Consider the following 20,999-nt stretch of genomic DNA (forward strand, 5'->3'; position numbering starts at 1 on the left):
AATTGAGGAGTTGACTCAAAAAATGGTTGCTCTATGAAAGAATCTTCAGACCAATGGCAGTAATTGTATGGCAAGCAGCCTACCCGGTGCTTGCTGCCTGTATCTTATATGAAATATCCAGAGAGGATAAGCATTCTAAATGTAACTTCTCAATAAACCCTCTCCCCCAAGGGGGAAGGGGGAGAGGGCAGGCGGGGTGAGGGGACTATGCTGCCTCAATTTATGAGAAGTTACTTCTAAATTACAATCGATATTGCTCTGGCGGAAAAGATAGGATAAACAAGTATCAGGCAATTCGTCTATTGTCTTTTTTAATGATTTTATTGTAAATATTCGGAGAACCCGTGGTCCACTGTGGAAGTTGCCATCCGTGCCCTGCCGCAGGAGCGGTTTGCCTTTTGCAGGGTCTTGGGTAGCGGGCCGGATTGCACTGCCTCTCCGGTCCGCGATGAGTGAGCCTTGAAATCCGGAAAAAGGTAACCGCTTCAAGGCAGAATATAACGGGTTCACCGGATATTTACATTTTATTGTTGGAAAAATTATGCCACACCGAATAGAAGTAGCGTTGAAACCCCATCTTCAAGACGCTCATGGCCTTAAGACCTCCCGGCAATGTCGCGAGAACCTCAAATTGGAGGTCCTTGGAATCAGGACCATCAAGGCCTATCTTATCGATACTGACCTTTCATGGGAACAATTGAGGGCGGTTGCAGAAGGTCCTTTTTCTGACCCGGTGATCCAGGTGACGGCAATAAACCGCCCACTGGCCCTGGATCTGGCCAAAAAACATGACTTTTCCTGGGACTGGCTGATAGAATGCGGCTTCAGACCAGGTGTCACGGACAACGAAGGACGTACTGCAAGAGAGGTCCTTGAGTTGGTTCTCGGTCGCAAACTGGGACTGGACAAAGGCGTTTATACCTCTGTCCAGTATTGTATTCAGGGTGATCTCACTCACGATCAGGTAAAAAGGCTGGCACAAGGGCTTCTCGCCAATGATTTTATACAGAGGACCACCATAGTCTCAAGGGATGCGCTTGGTAAAATCTGGTCTGAGAAACATAACCCTTTCTATGCAGTTCCCAAGGTTAGAGAGAAGTCTTCAGCAGAAGTAAAAGAGATAGATCTTTCAGGACTGACGGATGAGGAACTCATAGCCCTCTCAAGAGACAGGGTATTGGCACTCAATCTCAAGGAGATTAAGCGGATAAGAGAATATATCCAGAGGCCTGAGGTGCGAAGAGAAAGGGCCGAGGTCGGGCTCACGGAGCGACTTACCGACCTTGAGCTTGAGGCCCTTGCCCAGACCTGGTCCGAACACTGCAAACACAAAATCTTTAACTCCATCATTAATTACAGGGATGAGGAGGGGGAAGAAACGTTAATTGACGGCCTTTTTGATACTTATATCCAGAAAGGGACCAATGAGATTCGCAACAGGCTGGAATCCAAGGACTGGTGCCTTTCGGTATTTAAAGATAATGCCGGCGTGATTCGCTTCAACGATCGCTATAATGTTGTCTTTAAGGTCGAGACACACAACAGCCCTTCTGCCCTTGATCCTTATGGCGGTGCCCTTACGGGGATCGTAGGGGTAAACAGGGACCCGTTCGGGACTGGAATGGGAGCAAGGCTGATATTCAATACCAATGTATTCTGCTTCGGGCCTCCGGATTACGACAGGCCCCTTCCCAAGGGACTGCTTCACCCCAAACGCATATTCGAGGGTGTGAGAGAAGGTGTCGAGCACGGGGGTAACCAGAGCGGCATCCCCACAGTAAACGGAAGCATCCTGTTCGACGAGCGCTACCTGGGAAAGCCTCTTGTCTTCTGCGGCACAGGGGGCATCATGCCAAAGGAGGTATGCAACAGGCCGGGCCATGAAAAAAGGGCCAGGCCCGGAGACGCCATAGTCATGTGCGGCGGCCGCATAGGAAAGGACGGGATCCACGGAGCAACCTTCTCTTCCGAGGAGCTGCATGAGGGCTCCCCGGCCACGGCGGTACAGATAGGCGACCCCATAACGCAGAAGAAAATGACGGACTTTCTCCTGAGGGCACGAGACCTTTGCCTGTACAATTCCATTACTGACAATGGCGCAGGGGGGCTTTCATCCTCTGTGGGCGAGATGGCAAAGGAGACAGGCGGCTTCGAGCTCTATCTCGACCGCGCACCCCTGAAATATCCAGGGCTTCAGCCGTGGGAAATACTGCTTTCCGAGGCCCAGGAACGGATGACTGTGGCAGTCCCTGAGGAAAAGCTGGACGAGTTCATGGGCCTTGCAGAAAAGATGGATGTTGAGGCCGCGGTGCTCGGAAACTTCACCAACTCGGGAAAATTCCACTGCCTGTATCAGGGAAAGACCGCGGCATATCTGGACCTGGACTTTGTGCATAACGGACTTCCCAGACTTGAACTCACTGCAGTATGGACTCCTCCCAGGCATGAGGAACCGGAACTGCCTGAACCCGCGGATCTCGGCGCAGAGATCAAGGCCTTGCTTTCACGTTACAACGTGTGCAGCAAGGAATACGTAGTACGCCAGTATGACCATGAGGTCCAGGGAGGGAGCGTTATAAAACCCCTTACGGGGGCAAGGGACGACGGCCCGAGCGATGCCGCGGTCTTGAGGCCGGACCTTGAATCCCTTGAAGGCCTTGTGGTAGCCCATGGGATCTGTCCTCGATACAGCGACATAGACACCTTTCACATGGTGTGCTGCGCAGTTGACGAGGCGGTAAGAAACGCCATATCCGTAGGAGGCAGCCTGGACCTTATGGCCGGCCTTGACAACTTCTGCTGGTGCGACCCGGTTCAGTCAGAAAAGACTCCGGACGGTCTTTACAAGCTGGCCCAACTTGTAAGAGCAAACCAGGCCCTGTACCAGATCTGCACTACATACAGTGTACCATGCATCTCAGGCAAAGATAGTATGAAAAACGATGCCACTATCGGGGGAGTGAAGATATCCATACCGCCTACCCTGCTGTTTTCGGTAATAAGCCGCATACAAGATGTGCGTCTTGCAGTGACCATGGATGCGAAACACCCGGGAGACCTGGTCTATGTGCTTGGAACCACTTATCCCGAGCTGGGTGCTTCTGAATACCATGCCATGTATAATTATATCGGAAATAATGTACCAAAAGTAAGGATGAAAGATGCGTCGGCCAGGTACCGTGCCCTTTCAGATGCCATATATCAGGGCATTGTCTCGTCCTGCCATGACTGTTCCGACGGTGGACTGGGAATTTCACTGGCAGAGGTCGCTTTCAGTGGCGACCTGGGCATGGTAATAGACTTAGGTGCTGTGATTGCCGTAGACGTCGACCGCCTGGACGCATTGCTGTTCAGTGAAAGCCAGAGCCGCTTTGTTGTTACCATTAAGAAGGAGCGTCGACAGGATTTTGAGAGTACGATGGGAGATACGGGCTGGGCCATGGTTGGCGAGGTGACCGAAAGGCCTGCATTGGTACTTGAATATTTGGGCAAAACAGTAGTAAATGAGAGCCTGAGCTCCTTAAAAGATGCCTGGAAAAGGCCGTTGGCCTGGTAGGGTTCAGGGCCTGATCCAGAGTGATCAAGTGACAACAGACAAAAAAAATATTCTGTCAGAAGAGGCATTCCTCATAATACACTCAGGAGAAATCCCCGAGGTCGCATATTACAGTTCGGTCCATTATCTTACTGAGGACCCCGAGGGGCCTTTGCTTAATATTAAACCGCGGGATCTCACATCCCTTGAGGAGGCCGTTGTTCAGCGTTACAGGACTATCATACTGAGAGACCTCATGCCCGGAAACCGGGACAAGAAGATATACAGAGGGCTGAAAAGATGTGCTGCTAACTGGAAGCGCCTTGTCAACTTTTCCGATAAGAGAGGTATGGATATTTCCTCTATACGCATGGAGGCAGCTGAGGCCTTGAGGGACTTTTTGATGCAGGAAATCATGGACGTGAGCTCAGGCAAAAGAAAAACCTGCGTAAACTGCTCTTGTTCCGTGTTGCTGGGATTGGCATACAACTTGGGTTTATCCAGAAATGACATACCGGCAGGAACGGAGACACTGTGTGCAGGGAAGTAGATAGCTCATGGATAATATAGGCTCATAGTTGAATGCAACTGCCATGACCCATGGATAGCAGCCGTAAAAACAACAAATTAGTGACCTTCCTGGCCTTGGGTCTTGCAGGGCTGATCCTGACCCTGGGTCTAAGGCTCTTTCTGCCCTTCTTTGAGCCCATAGCCTGGGCCATTATATTGGGGCTTTTTTTCTACCCGATATACAGATGGATAAGACGAACCCTTAAGGTATCTGAAGGCCTGGCATCCCTGGGAATGTGTATTCTTATAATCGCTTTTATCATAATTCCGGTCTTTGCCCTTTTGGGAAGCCTGACTACCGAAGTGATCAGGGTTTACACTCAAGTCCAAAACGAGCTCAACACCGGTGATTTCACCATAGTGCCGGATAAGAACAAATTCCCCATACTTAACAAGACAGTATCTAAAGCCCTTGATGTCCTCAAGACTCACGAGACAAAGGTCAAGGAAATAATAATTGACCTCTCAAAGAAAATGGGTGAATTTTTCCTGAAGCAGGGGACAGTAGTATTCAAGAATGTAGCCAGCATCATTTTTAAGGCCGCCCTGATGCTGGTGACACTTTTTTATATCTTTAAAGATGGAGAGCGAATGCTTCAGACCTTTAAAGACCTGTTACCGCTTTCGGAGCGTGATGTGGAAAAACTGGTAAAGGTTACGGATGACGTCTTGTCTGCCACCCTTTATGGGAACCTGCTAAATGCAGTCATACAGGGGAGTCTCGGGTTTTTTATCATGTGGATACTGGATTTCTCTGCTCCTTTACTCTGGGGCATGATAATGGGGCTTACCACCTTTATACCAATGATAGGACCGGCCCTGGTATGGCTTCCCGCCTCAATATACCTGTTCCTGGCGGGACTCTATCTCAAGGCCGCGATACTCCTTGCCTTCAGTATTCTGATAATCAGCCAGATAGACTATTTCCTGAGGCCGCTCTTTATCAGCGGCAAGACTCAGATACACACCCTTGTCCTGTTTTTCAGCATACTTGGAGGGCTCAGCGTCTTTGGTTTCCTCGGATTTATACTCGGGCCGATACTGATGGCCCTGTGCGTGTCTATTCTCGAACTCTACCGGCTGAATTCCCTGGGTCGTGTGCGGGAAAAGGAAGCTTGAGTATCTCATTAAATGGGCAGTGACAAACCAGGTTACCTGAGACTGCTTGAAAGCGGGGAACTGGAGCGGCGGGCCGACAGGGCCTGGGAGTCTTTGTCGTGCTGCAAACTCTGTCCTCATCTTTGCCGGGTAAACAGGCTTGAAGGCGAACAGGGGTTTTGCAGAGTCACCGACCAGGCAGTAGTTGCCAGCTATGGCCCACACTTTGGAGAGGAAGCCCCTCTGGTAGGCAGAAAGGGGTCGGGAACGGTCTTTTTCTCCTGGTGCAACTTGAGGTGTCTATATTGTCAAAACTATGAAATAAGTCACCTGGGGGCCGGCCAGGCCGTATCCACCGAGGTCCTGGCCCTCTGTTTCCTGTCCTTGCAGAAAGACGGGTGTCACAATATAAACTTCGTAACACCATCCCATGTGATACCTTTTATACTAAAGGCCCTGGTCCTTGCTGCCAGGGGAGGGTTGTCCGTCCCCTTAGTCTATAACACCGGGGGGTATGATTCCATCAGGACCCTTCGGTTACTTGACGGGGTGATAGATATCTACATGCCGGACTTCAAGTACTGGAATAAAGACATTGGAAAACGTCTGTCAGATATAGCCCGTTATCCTCAGATAGCAAAGAGAGCGATCAAAGAGATGCACAGGCAGGTCGGAGACCTTATAATAGGCCCTGACGGAATAGCGAAAAGGGGCCTTCTTGTAAGGCACCTCGTGCTGCCAGGAGGACTGAGTGGCACGAGATCCGTACTGAAGTTCATAGCCGAAGAGATTTCTCCGAATACCTATGTAAACGTAATGGACCAGTACAGACCCTGTGGCACGGCACATAAATATCCTCCACTGGATCGCGGGATTACACCGGATGAGTATGCCGAGGCCCTGAGGGCCGCGAGAGATGCCGGGCTCAACAGGCTGGACAGGCGCAGATGATAGTCCAGGCGGAAAAGATATTTGCCATAGGTGATATCCACGGGTGTCTTGACAAGCTAAAGACCCTGCTGGGCATGATTCGGATAAACTGGAACAGGGACCTGATGGTCTTTCTTGGAGACTATGTGGACCGCGGACCTGACTCCCGAGGGGTAATAGAGCTGTTGATCGACCTCAGAGAAAGGCACGCGGAGCGGCTAATATGTCTAAAGGGAAACCACGAATGGATGTTCACACAGTTCCTTAAGGGCGAGGACCAGGATCTTTTCCTCCTGAACGGAGGGGAAAAGACCCTTGAGAGTTATACGGTTGGAGAGGGCGGAATAGAGATACCCCAAAGCCACAGGGATTTTCTTGATCACCTGGATTTGTATTATGAGACCGATGATTATATATTTGTACATGCAGGCCTGAGACCCTATATCTCTATTTCTGAACAAAGCCCTGAAGACCTCATCTGGATCAGATCACATTTTCTGGAATCTTCTTATGACTGGGGTAAAAGGATCATTTTCGGTCATACGCCGTTCCCCGTCCCATTTATTGAGGCCAACAAGGTGGGTATCGACACGGGTGCGGTCTATGGCGGAAGACTCACTTGCCTCATACTCCCGGATTTTGAATTCATATTTACCTAAAAGGAACCGAAAGAAATTATGGCCAGAGAGAAAAGGGAAAGCTGGAAAGAAATAGACAGGAAGCGCGATAGGGGCAGGAGCGCAAGAAACAGAAAGGATAGGCGCAGCAAGCTGGAAAGGGTGCTTGAAGACCCAAGGATGAAGGAACGCTATTTAAGGGAGGCAGAAAAGCTGTTCATGGGTGCCAAGGGGCGGCCACAACATTCTAAAGACCTCATGGCCATACATGAATCCTACGGCAGGGCAAAGTTTCTTTCTGCTGTCAGACACTATGTGGACACTTACGGCATGCCGGATGACTGGGGCGCATTGCTCCTGCTCCTGGATATCAAAAATGATTCGGAATTGGTATGCAAGGCTATTGAGGCCCTGTGTGAACTCGCTGAAGGAAAGGGAACTGTTGAACGAAAAGGCCTGAAAAGCAAACTGAGAGTACTGAGCCTCACTGCCAGAGACCCGGAAATCAGGGAGACCGCGGACATACGACTCACAGAGCTCTCTTGAAAAATATGCCAGGGGAAGCAGCAACTTCATGGGCCGATTTTCTTGATGACTTTATGGCCCGCCTTTCCATAGACCGTGGCGTTTCTTCCAGCACCCTTGATGAATACAGCCGCGATCTCTTAAATTTCGTTGATTTTGCAGACGGAAAAAGACTTGCCGGTCCGGACGAAGTAAGCCCCGGCCACATATTGGCGTGGCTGAAATCCTTACGGGACTCAGGCCTTTCTCCAAGAACCACCGCCAGGAAACTTTCAGCCCTCAGGGGGTTTTTCCGCTTTCTGGTGGAAGAGTATGGCCTGAACTCAACACCTCTTGCCGCTATCAATAATCCGAGAATAGGGAGATATCTTCCTGATGTGTTGTCAGTATCCGAGGTTGAGACCCTGATGGAACAACCTGAGGTGAGCAGGCCTGCCGGTTTGCGGGACAGGGCACTCCTTGAACTCACTTATGCATGCGGGCTCAGGGCCTCTGAATCCGTGGGATTAAAGCTCAATCAGTTAGACATGAAGGTTGGTTATCTGAGGATACTCGGCAAGGGAAATAAAGAACGGGTAGTGCCGGTGGGAAAGGTGGCCATAGAATGGCTGGGCAATTATCTCAAGTCCGGCAGACCCAAGCTTCTTGGCAAGAAGGCCAGTTACTTTGTATTCGTCGGCAGGGCCGGAAAACCTCTCACAAGGCAGAGGTTCTGGCAGCTACTCAAGGCCTATTCCATATCGGCAGGCATTAAGAGCGAAGTCTCTCCCCACGTGCTCCGCCATTCCTTTGCAACACATCTCCTGGAAGGCGGAGCAGATCTGAGGGTCGTACAGATGCTCTTAGGCCACAGCAGCATCAGCACTACACAGATATACACCCATCTTGATCTTCAGCACCTGCGCACTATCCACCAGAAATACCATCCCAGGGGCTGAAAAATTTCATAAGGATGGGGATAAATATAGTATAGTCGCGAGAGTGATGGGTTTGGCCACGTTCCCAAATCACAACGGTCAAAAGCTGACGATCTGATCGGCCCAGTCGTCATAATAATCGTGGCAGGAGAAGATGAGCACCTGGTGCGTCTTTGACACTTCCTTAAGGAGATTCCGGGTATTTTCCCGGCGCCATGCGTCAAAATGTACTAACGGATCATCCAGAATGATAGGAACAGGACTTCCCTCCATGACCGCATCCACCAGCGCCAGGCGTGCCGCCAGGTAAAGCTGATCCCTGGCACCCGCAGAGAGTTCTTGCGCGTCAGGATTGATCCAGTCACCCTTCTCGCGGCTGAACACCCGGAGGGAGAAATCCTCTCTCGAAAGGCGGACCTGATCATACTTGCCGCTGGTAATCACACCGGAATAAGCACCAATCCGTTCGTCAACCTCACTGCCGATACTCTTTAGAATGTTCCTGCGTGCTTCGTTAAGGACCTCACCGATGATCTCGTAGGCCCTGAGCCTCATTCTCAGCCTGTCAGCCCTCCTTTCCAGGGACTCGATACGCTCCTCTAATTCGGCTATATCTTCCTGGCCATAGCGGTCTTCCCGGAGGATATGTTCAAGCGTTTTTCGCTCAACCTCTAGCTCGGATAGTCTCTTTTCCAAGGTTTTGACCTCATCCTCCTGCCTGACGACTTCTTCCCCTGATGCCTCGAAGGCCTTGAGATCCTCCAGGGCTGTCTCCGCCACGAGCATTTGCCTGGCCAGATCTTTCTTCTCCTTTTCGAGATCCTCTTTGATAAACGATTTCAGGACACCCTGGTTTTCGCGGATATTCCCTTCAAGCTCTTGCACCTCTTTGCACAGTGACCGGATTTCCCGTTCCCGCTCTGCGAGTTCCTCTTCTGAAATCACGAAGTCCCTCATCTCCTCAAAAACCTTGCTTACTTGCTCTGACCAGATTTCTGACTCTTTCACCCCTTTTCCCAAAGAGGCCATGTTCTCCTTGCCCAGGGTTATCTTTAGCTCCAACTCTTTGGCCTCCAACTCTTGCTGAGTCTTTTCCCGCCTTTCTTTCATGGCTACCAATTCCGCGACCGACTGACACTGATATTGTTCGAGCCGGGTCTTCAAGAGGCCTCTTTTTTCGTTCAGTTCCTCCAGGCCCTCTTGTAATGCCCGGTCTTTGGCGGCTACCCGCACTTCGGCAACGCCTTTGAAGTCAATGCGGACCTCTTTTTTGGCGGTCTCTTCCAGGGTTGCGCCGGCAGCCCCATCGCCAGCCGAAACGATGCCATCCTCGGTCTCGATCTCGTAGGGCGTCGGCCTTTTAAAGGTGACCTTCAGGAGCATGCCTCGCTCGCCCGTTCTCCTTTCCAGGGCTTTTATATCGCTTTCCACCTGAACCAGATCCTGCACCAATGCCCTGGGAAAGACAGGAACATCCCGGAGGGACTCCTCCAATGCATCGCATGCCCCGGCGATTTCCCGTGCCCTGTCCAGCAAGTCCTTTTTTTGCTGAAGTTCTTTGTAGAGGGCCTCCTTTTCCACCTTGGCCCTTACGGCCCTCCTGTGCTTTTCCAGGTTGGCCTCGCAGATTGTCAGCCTGTTATGCCTGCTCTCGAGCTGCGACCTTATTTTCTGGATCTCCTGATCGGCCTTGCTGAGCCTGTCCAGGTTTGCCACTGTCTTTTCGAGGGCCTTGTCCAGGTTTTCGAGCCTCTCCTTTGCCTTGACATACAGCCTGGATTTTTCCAGCGCCTGCTTCTTCAGCTCCAAGGACTTCGCAGCTTCCTCCAACTCATCGGCCACTTCATTGATCCTGCCTCTGGCCCCGTGAAGCCTTGAAACTATACCGGCAATCTCCTCCCTCCTCCCTGTAAGGCCTCTTAACTCATCCATCACCTGCAGTATCCGGCCGGGGTTGGCAGGAGCCGGCCGGTCCAGCCCCCTTTTCAGATCCAATACCTTTTTCTCAAGCCTCTTTGCAACGGTCTCAGCTGCCGAGTCTTCTTTGCCGGCGACTTTTTCCTCAAGGAGCCTGCGCAGGTCCTTTTGTCCGGAACTTATCGCGTGAAGTTCATCCTGAAAAACGCAAGCGGTGCTGATGAAAACGTCTTTGGAGAAGAACCCGATGATCTCTGCCAGCCTGGCATTCACCTTGTTCTTATCTTTCCAGAATTCACCGGTTGTCACGTTGCGAAGCAGCGTTGACCTGTTTTCAAAGTCTTTCTCAAGGGCATAGGTTGTACCATTTGTTTTGAATTCCAGAATAAGATGGTAAAGGCTCTCCTTATTCCATCCTCTGGCTTCTTCAAGACGCTGGGCAGATGATTTGGGGTCCTCAAAGAGGCCGAATAAGATGGCGGAAAGAAGCGATGATTTTCCGGCCTCGTTGGGACCTTTAAACAGCACGATGCCGTCGTCTATACCACTGGAGAAGGTATCGATGTTTCGGAAGCGATTAATCTGAATGCGTGTCAGTTTCATTGGCTGTCAGGCCTCCCTGCCGTTCAGCAGGGCAAAGCCCCTCTGCAGCGCCTCTTCAAGAACGGGTTTCTCAGCAGGACCGGCAGTCTCAAGCCTCTTTTCCATGATGCGCAGAAACTGGCCAATGACAGTGGACTCCGGGAAGTCTGCCACACGGATACGGTCAAGGGATGTGGATAAGCCGCCTGTAATGACTTCGAGATGGAAAAACGAATCCCCCAGCATTTCTATGACTCGCTCCTCGCTCATATCCCAATCCAGTGGCTTTAAGCCTCCTAATCTGACCCGAAGAAGTGTGTTGGGATCCGCCAGTTGGCGGATCTCCTGAATAAGGTCTTCCTCTGATTCGAAAGTCTCGATGGCCAAATCGACTGTTTTCCAAAGAAATTTGCCAACACGCCTCCTTTCAACCCGGGTGGCTGACTCATCAATGGAAACGATGAGGACAAAGCCGGAGCCCTCCCCTTCTTCGAAGCTTAGGGTCTCTGACGCCCCACAGTAAGAGGCCCTGACACCGCCTTGGGAAAAATCAGCGTACCGGTGCCAGTGCCCGAGGGCGACATAGTTCATGCCAGAAGCAGCGATCTCCCTGGGCTCAACAGGGTAATAGTCGCCGGAAAACTTTCCCTCGATGGCCATCTCTCCGTGGGCCATGGCCACATGATATCTGGTTTCGCTGGTCTTCCTGAGCGCTGCCAGCGGGCTCCCGGTCCCCTTTGGGCTCAGGTTGGCCTTGCCGTATACCGTGATGTCGAGCCTTGGAAAGGAGATGGCCGTGATTTCGTCCGTGAAGATATGGATATCAGGGATATTCAGAAATTCAGGACGGCTGTACACCGAAGAGGCATCGTAGCAATCATGTGTCCCGGGAAGGATGCAGACCGGCACCGGTGGCAGCCGCTTGAGCTGAGCTACGGCTTCCTCTACCAGGTTCCTCGATACCGCATTTGAGTCGAACAGGTCGCCGGCGATCAACACCAGATCAACGGCCTCTGCCCTGGCCAGATCTACTAAGGTTTTAAGGGACTCTTTCACGGCCTGGCGGAGCTGCTTTCCCTTCTCTCCGAACCCGGAAAACTTGACGCCAAGGTGCTGGTCTGCGGTGTGGAGTAGTTTGATCATAGAAAATCACTCTTTGGACCTACTTGCCATGCGAGGGAGACATCCCGGTTAACGAACCTGCCGCAGTAAATCGTATAAGGTGAATCATGGCAGAGCGAAACATTCTGTGCCGTCAATTCACCATTATTATTGTTGCCAGACATGTACCGGTGAAGGATGTCATCAATTGGTGACATGATGGGCAGCAGGATTTCCTTCCTCCTTCCAGATTTCAATAACCCTGTCTGCGACCTGCTCCGGGGTTGATTCGTCCGTATCAATTTCGTATTGAGCGGCGCTTTTGTATTTTGGGATCCTTTGCTCCAGGACTTCCGCAATCTCTTCGGTAAAAGTCTTTCCAGCGGTCAAGGCAGGCCGTTCAGTGTCTCCCTGAATCCGCGAGACAATCGTATCCACTGAGGCCTTGAGCCAGATGATAATGGAGTTTGTCTTCAGGGCCTCAATATTTTCAGGCCGTTCAACAACCCCGCCGCCGGTATCTACAATAATATTATCAAGTCCTGCCAGTTCCCGGGCCTCTTCAGACTCCATATCGCGAAATTTCTGCCAGCCATATTTCTCCACAATCTCCGGAATTGACATGCCCGCCCTTTTGACTATTTCCGCATCCATACCAATACACGGCATCTTGAGGCGCAAGGCGAGAAGCTCTCCCACCGCACTTTTCCCGGTGCCGCGATATCCGATCAGTACTATATTCATGTCCTTAAATGCTCCATTACTACCCGGCGCATAACCTCTACAGGTGCGTCAACGCCCGTAAAACGCTCAAATTGCAAGACCGCCTGGTTGATAAACATATCCACTCCGGAAATTACTTTAAGGCCGCGGGACCTGGCCTCGGCAAGCAGTCTGGTTTCAAGGGGCGTATATACAACATCAAAGATAACCTGCCCTGGCTGAAAAAACTCAGCGGGAATCAGGGAGGCATCTTCGTTTGGATGCATGCCGATCGGCGTACAGTGGATAATTATATCAGCATTCTTCATCGCTGCGGCAAGAGAGTTCCTACTCAGCGGCTCGGATTTGATCAGGGTGTCCGTGCCGGCCCTTAAATCAGCGGTAAGCTGTTGAAGCATATCCTCATTAATATCCAGGATTGAAAGCCCCTCCAGCCTGGCATTCCGTGCGATGGTAAAGGAAATCGCCCGCGCCGCGCCGCCCGAGCCCAGCATCAGGATGTTTTTGCCGTCGATTTCCACTCCGGCGTCAATAACGGCCTTTAACGCACCCGGCCCATCCGTTCCAAACCCGAGCAACCTGCCCTGTTCGTTGATAACCGTATTAATTGAACCGATTGAGCGATCTACCTCTGCTATTTCATCCACATATTTCATTGCTTCTGTTTTATGCGGAATAGTGATGCTCATGCCTCTGAAGTTGCTTAACGCCCGCATGCCTGCCAATGCATTTTTTACGTCTTCGACCCGGCAGGCCACATAGACGAAATCCAGGTCCAGTTCCGCAAAAGCGGCATTGTGAATCGCCGGTGAAAGACTGTGCGCAACCGGATTACCGATAACAGCGCAAAATTGTGTGCTGGGACTGATTGACCTGATATCTTTCATCAAAACCTCCTTTACTTCCCCGGTCTCCTCTGGCTCCAGGGTGCAGGTTGCATAGACCATGGTACCTCCAGGTCTGATTAAAGGGGCAAGGACATTAAGTAATGATCTTTGTCACTTTTTCTCTGGTGCCATTGCATCGCTCCTCTATTTTTGTCCCGTTTCATCATCCGGCAATCGTTCGATGTCCGCCTCATCAAGCGGTTCCTCAACTGCGTTCCGGAGCCATGAGGGATCGTAGCCATCCGCAGCCGTACCCTCGATGTGTATCTTCACTTTTTCATCATCGGACTTGTCTGCCAGGTTCGCTATGGCCGGGAAAGCCTTGAAAACCTGATCCCTGGTTGCCTTGAAAACCAGGGAGATTCTTTTCAACCGATCAGTTCCGGTACCGGCAATTGTTGGCCCTGCCCCTGGCCCAGTAGGTGGCGTGGGAGGCTCAGGCCCGGTCGAGGGCACTTCAGGTCCTTCTTCTGTTGTTCCCGTCGTCGATACGGGAGGGGCTTCTGGCACAGATGAAGGAACCATGAGGAAGCCCGAATCGAAATCGACCTCGTCTTCGGCGAGCGGCCTTGCTACAACCACCTTCTCGCGGGTTACCTGGAACTTCCCGTCCTCGCCCAACTTCGGAAGACCTCCGCTCGTGTATGCGAAAACACCTTCCGCGATACCACGAGCTATACCTTTGCGCAGGACAGTTGCGGATTCCAGCCGGGGTGGGCTAATATCCCGGAAGAAAGCTTCAAGTACATCTGATGTCCTGACTCCGCGAATCGGCTGCCCTGCTTGCGCGCTGCGCGCAGGCAAGTCACCTTCGACAACGCCTGCCTGCCGCGACCTGTCTGCGTGCAACGCACAGGCAGGCGCTGGCGGCGCAGGCAGGGACTCGCCGAGCTTTACTCGTTCCGTGATTTTGCGGGGTGTCACGGAACCATGTATGCGCGGCGTGCCCACGCTCGTCAGCAATTCCATGATCCGTTCGTGGACCCCTGTGGCCTGAAGAGGACGCCCGCCTCTTTCCACTTTCTCTAACTCGAGTTCACCTCCGACGACACGCGGCAACCAAACCGCCGTGTATAGTTCCCTGAAACAGGATTCCGCCGCCGCCTGCTCCGTGCGTTTTCTTTCTTTGAGTTGATCGAGCTGGTCCTTGGTGAGTCGAAGTTGCTGCTTTTTGGCCTCCACTCGTTCAATAGCCAGTAGGTACCGGATGGCGCGTCTGAGGGCCTCGATTTGCCTCTTGTCAGGAATCGCCAAGCCTACACCGTTTCGATAACGCCTTGGTTTGTCACCGTACTTTGAGAGCAACTCCTTCGCATGACGTTCCTGTTCGCTCTTGCTCTCACCTGCGAATTCGAGGGGCAAATACCCCACCAGGAATCTCGGGTCTTCGTCTGGAATATCCTGGCTCTTGGCGGGCCAGATTTGTGCGTTGTGATGGCCCGCCAGACGGGCATCAAGCATTTCCTTGATCTTTCCCCGAACCGGTCCATTTGTCTTCGCCCGGGCATCTTCTCTGGCTACGCCTTGTTCGGCATCCTCGATCAACTTGGTGACGTTCGGGTCCTTCTTGAAGCAGTAGCGCACGCCGTCGTAGTGGAGATACAGGCAGGAGGTGCGAAGTTCTGAAAGCACCGCGGTCGCGGTTATATTGTCAAGATCGGGACCGACACACGCAGCAAGGAGTTCACTCTCCGTGACTCCCGGCGGAAGCGTTTCGTCATTTCCAGAGCCCCCTGCCTGCGCCGTGCGCGTCGCGGCAGGCAGGTCGCGCCTGAGTCCACCAAACGAGTAAAGGAGGATAGACGTGGCGATGCGTGTAGCCGGTTTAACACTGGCAAGCGCCGGCGTCTCGCGCGCCATTCTCTCATCGATTCGTTTGGCTCGGGCATTGGGCCCGTCAATATCAGATGTGATGACCGGGTCGTAGTCATTCTGGACGCCGAGCTCTTTGAGCATCTTGACGCGGACATCCACATCACGCAGGGGAACATCTCCGGGACCCAGAAGCGGCTGGGCACCGCCGTTCTTCTTCAAGGAATGCAGGCAGGAGGCCAGAAATCGGAGCGCCCCGCGGGTCCTCTGGAAAGCGTCTACCGCAGTCCATCGCTCACGCATGATATCAATGAGAGCGGGATGGAAGGGGTAAGCCGACCGCATGCGGTCGCGGAACAATCTCCCTTCCTCTTCAGCCTGCTGTCGCTCCGCGGGCGTTTCCGCATGCGCCCGTTGCATGCCTGTCACGACTTCCTGAAACGCCGTAGCCACCTCACTCGCAGCAGACGGATCAGGTGAGGCACCAAGGAGTCGACGCTGAAGAATCGGGAGGATTTCGTCCCCGGTCACAGGCTCACGCAATTGGTCCACTCTCGCCGCAAGCTTGTCGATTTCGGCGAGCAGTCCCACATTGCCAAGGGCTTCTCGTGCGCTCCACGTGAGGGAATACACGAGCGCCGCCTTCTCGCTTCCGGCCGCCTCTACGGTCAGGTTCTGGAAGAAATCCTTGGCCTGTCGCTGGAGCGTGGAGTCCAGGACACTGACCGCCGCTGCCCGCTCCATGTACTTGAGCACCTCATCCAGTAGCAGGAGAACAGGTCGCCCCCCGGCTCCCTTGGTAATGAGTTCGCGGATTACGTCTCCACCGGGAGCCACGCGATCCTTGTCATGATCCGCCACGATGGGGAAGGCCTGTTCTGGATCGATCTGCCAGGCAATCCATCCCCACATAGTCTGGATGGTTCGACCATCTTCAAGGGTCTTGCCATTGCGGGCGTCGAACTTCTCTCCGTCGAAGACAGCTACCGCCACATCGCCGGGACGTGCAAACCCTTTGGCCTCCGGGATGGCATCAAGGGCATCCCTCTTGCGTGCTGCGTGCAGAAGAGAGGCCAGAGTGTGGGATTTGCCTCCGCCGAAGGGCGTGCGAAGCTTCAGCACCCGGTTGTAGCCCGACTTGCCAGCCAGGGACGCGAGAACCTCTTCGAGGAGTCTTTGGAGATCGGCCGTGAGATAGGTGGCCCGGAAAAAAGCCTCCGGATCGCGGTTCACAACAGGGACGTTCGGATCTCCCGCGGCAATGGCACCGAGATCAATGGCGAACACCGCCTCAGTGAGCGCTCCTGCTTCCACGTCGGGGTGGAGCTTTACCAGGTCTGTCCATGGACGAAGGGTATGTGTGCTCATCAACGAATCTCCTTGGGCTCATTTGCGGTGCATGTTCCGGCTCATTTGAGCGATTTTACCTTTCTTTTCGTCATGTTTTCGGCTCGTTTTTCGGCTCACAATCTGAGCCGAAAGCTCATAGCGGATGCTGCGCCCGCGTCCGCAAGGTCTCAAAACCCCGCTTTTCACCAACGCACTCAAATCGCGCTTGGCGGTGGCCGTCGACGCCCCCGTTACCGTCTCGTATTTTTGTCGAGTCATCTGGCCATACTGCTCTGCGTACTGCATGCCCTTCAACTGCCGTTCGTTGAGTTTCAATACTGCCACCCGTTCTGCAAGAGAGACCGGCTTTTTGAACCGGACCAGAAAACTGTCGGCGTGCGATTCAAATTGCGGCTCCGGGATACCCGCCTTTCGGCATTCTTCAATCATCCGCCCCGTTCCTGTCCCAAACTGTTCGATGTAGCGGATCAGGAAAAAGACGCGGGCAATGAGCTTGTTTCGCGGCCTCGATTCGTGATTCCGACGTAGGTCCTCCACTGTCAGTCCAGCTGGGAGACCACCGGGATTCCACACCTCCAACCCATGATCGAAAATGCGCACCTGGACGTTGCCGGTATCGGCATAGTTGCGGTGACACACCGCATTAGTAATCGCCTCACGAACGGCATCCAGCGGATACTCCCATCGCTCTTCACGCTCCAGATCCTTGATTTCCGCCTCCATGCTTATATGGCGTTTCACGAAGGCCATCGCTTCTTCGACTTGATCGATGATTGTTCCTTCGATGACCTTCATGTCGAGGAAATGAACCGTGTTGTCGCCTTTGAACCGCGCGCACCGTAATGAGGACTGCACCATCAACCACTCAGGGTCTTTTCCGAAAAGCAAAATGGCCGCAACCGTCATTTTACCATCACGGATCAAGTTCATTTGACGAAGCGCATGGTCGATCGGCACATCGACGCCGACCGCAAGTTGCCGTTCATTCTGAGCCCGGCGCAAGAAATTCTGGACCTTCCCAGCGTCAATATCGTGGATCGACGCCTCGGGTAAGGTCGTCTCATCCCAAGTAACTCCACGGGTCGCGAAATACAGTTCGGCCGCTTCAGTTGGTGAGAGGACCTGATTCGTCCTGCCGGAGCGACGCAGAGGTTTATCGAAGGCATAGACTGGCTTTATCGGATTCTCCGGAACGTCCAACGTCAGGATGGTGGTCCCCTGGCCAATCGTGGAGATGGACGGCACAACCTTCGGATTAGTGTTTTGAGCGATCTTATTCGCGAGGTCTTCCATCGTTCCCTTACCAATCTGTACGCCAAGAACCCGGCCATCGTTTGCAACGCCGACATAAATATGGCCGCCCTGTGCCGTCGCAAACGCCGCGCAGGTTGTGACGATCTCCTTCCACTCCCCAACGGATTCCTTGAGTTCCACCGTTTCTCCCTCGGGAGGGATCGCCATACCATGATGCACCTTCATGTTGAATTCCTCATGTCTTAGCCAAAAAGGCTGCTCTCTGCATCAGCCAGGCGCTGGTCGATGAGGGCCCGCCAGTTGGCGACAAGTTTCTTGAGCGCCGCCTGCTCGCTTGCGGTCGTGGCAACGAGGTGTTCCGCTCCATCATCTTTCTTGCCCGCCAAGGCTGTGCCGGCTAGGGCTTGCGCGACCAGGCGCAGGCGTTCACGGTCGGGCCTGGCCTCGTCGAGGAAGCGGTTCAGGTTGCGGGGCTCGTTCTCGATGAGCCACAGGATACGGTGCAGCGCATCGATGAGCGGCGCAGGAGCGCCGTCGTCCGCCGGGAGCCCCAGCTTCTCGTCGTCGCCTCGCTCCGTGAAATCGTACAGCCGGTACTTACCTTTCTTCTTTTCGACCAGCGCCCGGCTTCCGCTCGAAAGCCCATTCTGCCCGCCTGCCTGCGCCGTGCCTTGCGCGGCAGGCAGGTCCAGCTCCACGTGCTGGCCGTAGGTAAAGACAATGGCCTCGCCCGCCAGAGGTGAAGCGTCGAGATATGCCCCTTACGGACAGACTTCTCCCGCGAAGCCTCGGCGCTAATCGCCTGAATCGGCAGGTAGTCTTCTATGAGTCGCCGACCGTTATCACACATAATCTTTTCCTATCGAGAACCAAGACCTCAAAATACCCTTCAATTTATTGAATTCTGGGTCTTGACATCTCTCCAGACCTACACTTTCTGCCAATTGCCGATATATTGCGGCTGAACGCCGAACGCGGACTTCACGCAATGCCTCAAGAAGGCATTCTTTTGGGCGAGGAGGCTTCTGGCTTTTATCGGGCCAGAACCCTTTATTTGATAGCCATGTACGAAGATTTGTGGAATGTTTGCTCCACCCTAAAGAAACATCTACTTGTGGAGAGTCACTCCATACCCAGACCTCAAGCTCTGGCTCAATAACAAGAACTTGAACACGGTCCCCCCATCCACTTCTGGACAACCGGCCTTTAAGGTCAGAGGCAAGATCATCAGCACTTTGTTCTTCTTGACCGGATCCTTCGTGATCGAAAATGACAAGCGCATATGCTGCCCTGTTGGTGTATGGTTGAAGAATATCCTGGGCTTCATTATAACAACCAGGGTCTCGGCGTGGATGAACCAGTATCTGAAAATTGATTCTACAAATTCCGAGGCTCCCGCTTCTTTTTGACAGCAGACCATCAATTGCTTCTCTTTCGTCTTTGCCAGGCACCAGTGCGATGAGGTCAAGTGCAAATCCTTTACTCATCCGAGAACTCCCGTGGCAAAAAGGGTCCCAAGATCTGTACCTCGCTGCCAATCTTTTAAGTTCGGATGATCCGAACCCCGCACGATATCGGTGGCACCATCTTCAGTTCTGGCGAAACATAACACCTGCTCAGGTTCTGCCAGAGAGAGAATAACCGGGGAGTGTGTTGCACAAAGTATCTGTGCCTCGTAGGCAGAAGAAAGGGCTTGAAAAACCGTTTCCACCGCTTGAGGATGGATGCCGTTTTCTGGTTCTTCAATTAGATAAATGGCCGGCTGGTCAAGATATGCAACAAGAGTCAAGGCCAAGAGCCGAAGTGTTCCATCCGAGAGCACCCATGAAGGAATCTTAAGGCCGGTCTTGTATACTACTCGAAGATAACGATGCCTGTCTTCAGGACGCACCACGGTTTCGATAGTTTTAATGTCAGAAAACGCTGTCCGAATGTGGGCCAGCCACCGCTCAAAGTTTTCTGGATATTCTTTGTTAAAGAACTCGATTGCCCATGGCAGATTAGACCCATCGGGACGAAAAGTCTTCGGTTGTCCTGGGGGACTCGGCCTGCGCATAGACATGCTATTCAAGACCAGACTCTGTATCCCGTCCATGAGTATCCGCTTGAACCAAGTCGATACAGGGAACTTGGTTTCATCTTCAGGGAGATTGGCCAGAGCAGATCTATGGGGCCCGAGCTTAAAGGCATGATCCCAGCCCTTTCCGGTTTCATCATAGAAATTGTCATTTCCTCCAGATACCTTATTGACAACCGTCTTCATACCTTTTTTCCGAGCAGGAGTTAAGATGCTATCAGGTGGCGCTGAAGAGAAAGGAAAAAGAAGTCTTTGAGTTAGAGGTTCCTTATGGCGGCACAAAAAAAGAACTCGTTCGGCCCGAATTGAATTTTCCTGAGTTGTCGGATCAATTCCAAGTGAAATTTCATACCTGCATATCTTGAAATCTCCTTTTATCTTCGATTGAAGATGTTCTGGTATTTCCACCTCTACTGCAAGATCAAAGTGGTCTCCTTCTTTTCTCCAGAATAAGTCAGCGAGGTTGTCAGACCGTTCCCTAATCGCCGCATCAAGGTCTTTGGAAACAACGTCACCAAGGAAACGAATCACATCCAGGAACGTTGACTTGCCGCTGGCATTGGGGCCGACAAGGATTTCAAAGGCATTGATTTTTGTCCTGACATAACGAAGGCAACGGTATCCTTTCGCTTCGATCAATCTAATCATAGGTTGTTCTCTCCATTACGAGAAGTTTGCTCAATAAGCTTCCACCTGGATCTCAAAAAATCTTGCCACCATAATCTCAGTTTCGCGTGGTCGAGCTTTACTGCTGGATCGTGAATGCGCACAAGCTCCGGAGAATCGCTCAAGGGGTCCCGGACCAGGGCCAGTTTATCCGTTTTATATCCAGTTTTAAAATGCAAAATCATGTCCTTCTAATAAAATAATGAGTTTTGCAATAGCTCATCCTTTTTATCACACTCAACCGATAATACGAAGTCATTTATCGGAATTATTGTCAGACACTATTTGTAGCAACAGAGCAGTTACGGAGACTTAAGAGCGTGTCCCGTAAATCATATCAGCCGAAGATTTCGATTCGGCCAAATTTTGGCCTTATGCCCCTCTGGACTTTCTGGAAATGCTGATTATTGAGATTCATTGTCATAAGAGCCTTATTCC

The 20,999-nt window shown here is 52.3% G+C and carries 17 protein-coding genes; 7 read left to right on the forward strand and 10 right to left on the reverse strand.

Annotated elements, in window-relative coordinates:
* The first annotated feature begins 541 nt into the window (after positions 1 to 541).
* Genes C4B57_08185 through xerD form a run of 7 tightly spaced genes read left to right on the forward strand, consistent with a single transcriptional unit; the run spans position 542 to position 8,213 of the window.
* Complete coding sequence (locus tag C4B57_08185; GenBank protein ID PXF54119.1) at positions 542 to 3,556, forward strand: phosphoribosylformylglycinamidine synthase; 3,015 nt, start codon at positions 542 to 544, stop codon at positions 3,554 to 3,556.
* Complete coding sequence (locus C4B57_08190) at positions 3,528 to 4,085, forward strand: hypothetical protein (GenBank protein ID PXF54120.1); 558 nt, start codon at positions 3,528 to 3,530, stop codon at positions 4,083 to 4,085. The genes C4B57_08185 and C4B57_08190 overlap by 29 nt, the downstream gene beginning before the upstream one ends.
* A 50-nt stretch (positions 4,086 to 4,135) precedes the next feature.
* Positions 4,136 to 5,224 (forward strand): hypothetical protein, encoded by a 1,089-nt coding sequence (locus C4B57_08195; protein PXF54121.1) that lies wholly within the window; start codon positions 4,136 to 4,138, stop codon positions 5,222 to 5,224.
* A 12-nt stretch (positions 5,225 to 5,236) separates the two neighbouring features.
* Positions 5,237 to 6,154: a radical SAM protein gene (locus C4B57_08200; protein PXF54122.1), complete on the forward strand. Its 918-nt coding sequence runs from the start codon at positions 5,237 to 5,239 to the stop codon at positions 6,152 to 6,154.
* Complete coding sequence (locus C4B57_08205; protein ID PXF54123.1) at positions 6,151 to 6,792, forward strand: serine/threonine protein phosphatase; 642 nt, start codon at positions 6,151 to 6,153, stop codon at positions 6,790 to 6,792. The genes C4B57_08200 and C4B57_08205 overlap by 4 nt, the downstream gene beginning before the upstream one ends.
* 18 nt (positions 6,793 to 6,810) lie before the next feature.
* Entirely contained in the window at positions 6,811 to 7,296 is a 486-nt protein-coding gene (locus C4B57_08210; protein ID PXF54124.1) for a hypothetical protein, read from the forward strand.
* A 5-nt stretch (positions 7,297 to 7,301) separates the two neighbouring features.
* A complete protein-coding gene (gene xerD / locus C4B57_08215) occupies positions 7,302 to 8,213 on the forward strand; it encodes a site-specific tyrosine recombinase XerD (protein PXF54169.1) in 912 nt (303 codons plus the stop codon).
* A gap of 78 nt (positions 8,214 to 8,291) precedes the next feature.
* Here xerD and C4B57_08220 read toward each other — a convergent pair whose 3' ends face one another.
* The 10 genes from C4B57_08220 to C4B57_08265 form a co-directional block, all read right to left on the reverse strand.
* Complete coding sequence (locus tag C4B57_08220; protein PXF54125.1) at positions 8,292 to 10,712, reverse strand: hypothetical protein; 2,421 nt, start codon at positions 10,710 to 10,712, stop codon at positions 8,292 to 8,294.
* A 6-nt stretch (positions 10,713 to 10,718) separates the two neighbouring features.
* The gene (locus C4B57_08225) at positions 10,719 to 11,834 is read right to left on the reverse strand and encodes a hypothetical protein (GenBank protein ID PXF54126.1); all 1,116 of its coding nucleotides are present in this window, start codon (positions 11,832 to 11,834) and stop codon (positions 10,719 to 10,721) included.
* 162 nt (positions 11,835 to 11,996) lie between these two features.
* Entirely contained in the window at positions 11,997 to 12,536 is a 540-nt protein-coding gene (locus C4B57_08230) for a shikimate kinase (GenBank protein ID PXF54127.1), read from the reverse strand.
* Complete coding sequence (locus tag C4B57_08235; protein PXF54170.1) at positions 12,533 to 13,393, reverse strand: shikimate dehydrogenase; 861 nt, start codon at positions 13,391 to 13,393, stop codon at positions 12,533 to 12,535. Before C4B57_08235 ends, C4B57_08230 begins: the two co-directional genes overlap by 4 nt.
* A gap of 153 nt (positions 13,394 to 13,546) precedes the next feature.
* Complete coding sequence (locus tag C4B57_08240) at positions 13,547 to 16,582, reverse strand: AAA family ATPase (GenBank protein PXF54128.1); 3,036 nt, start codon at positions 16,580 to 16,582, stop codon at positions 13,547 to 13,549.
* Between the two features lie 18 nt (positions 16,583 to 16,600).
* A complete protein-coding gene (locus C4B57_08245) occupies positions 16,601 to 18,043 on the reverse strand; it encodes a hypothetical protein (GenBank protein PXF54129.1) in 1,443 nt (480 codons plus the stop codon).
* Positions 18,044 to 18,278: 235 nt separating this feature from the next.
* Positions 18,279 to 18,668 carry a hypothetical protein gene (locus C4B57_08250; protein ID PXF54130.1) on the reverse strand — a complete coding sequence of 130 codons (390 nt, stop codon included), beginning with the start codon at positions 18,666 to 18,668 and terminating at the stop codon, positions 18,279 to 18,281.
* On the reverse strand, positions 18,661 to 19,305 hold the full coding sequence (locus C4B57_08255; protein PXF54131.1) for a hypothetical protein: 645 nt from the start codon (positions 19,303 to 19,305) through the stop codon (positions 18,661 to 18,663). The genes C4B57_08250 and C4B57_08255 overlap by 8 nt, the downstream gene beginning before the upstream one ends.
* Entirely contained in the window at positions 19,302 to 20,543 is a 1,242-nt protein-coding gene (locus C4B57_08260) for an ATP-binding protein (GenBank protein PXF54132.1), read from the reverse strand. Before C4B57_08260 ends, C4B57_08255 begins: the two co-directional genes overlap by 4 nt.
* Positions 20,540 to 20,746, reverse strand: a complete 207-nt coding sequence (locus C4B57_08265) for a hypothetical protein (GenBank protein PXF54133.1) — start codon at positions 20,744 to 20,746, stop codon at positions 20,540 to 20,542. Before C4B57_08265 ends, C4B57_08260 begins: the two co-directional genes overlap by 4 nt.
* Positions 20,747 to 20,999 lie beyond the last annotated feature (253 nt).

It is taken from the genome of Deltaproteobacteria bacterium (genome assembly GCA_003194485.1).
GTDB lineage: Bacteria > Desulfobacterota > Dissulfuribacteria > Dissulfuribacterales > UBA3076 > UBA3076.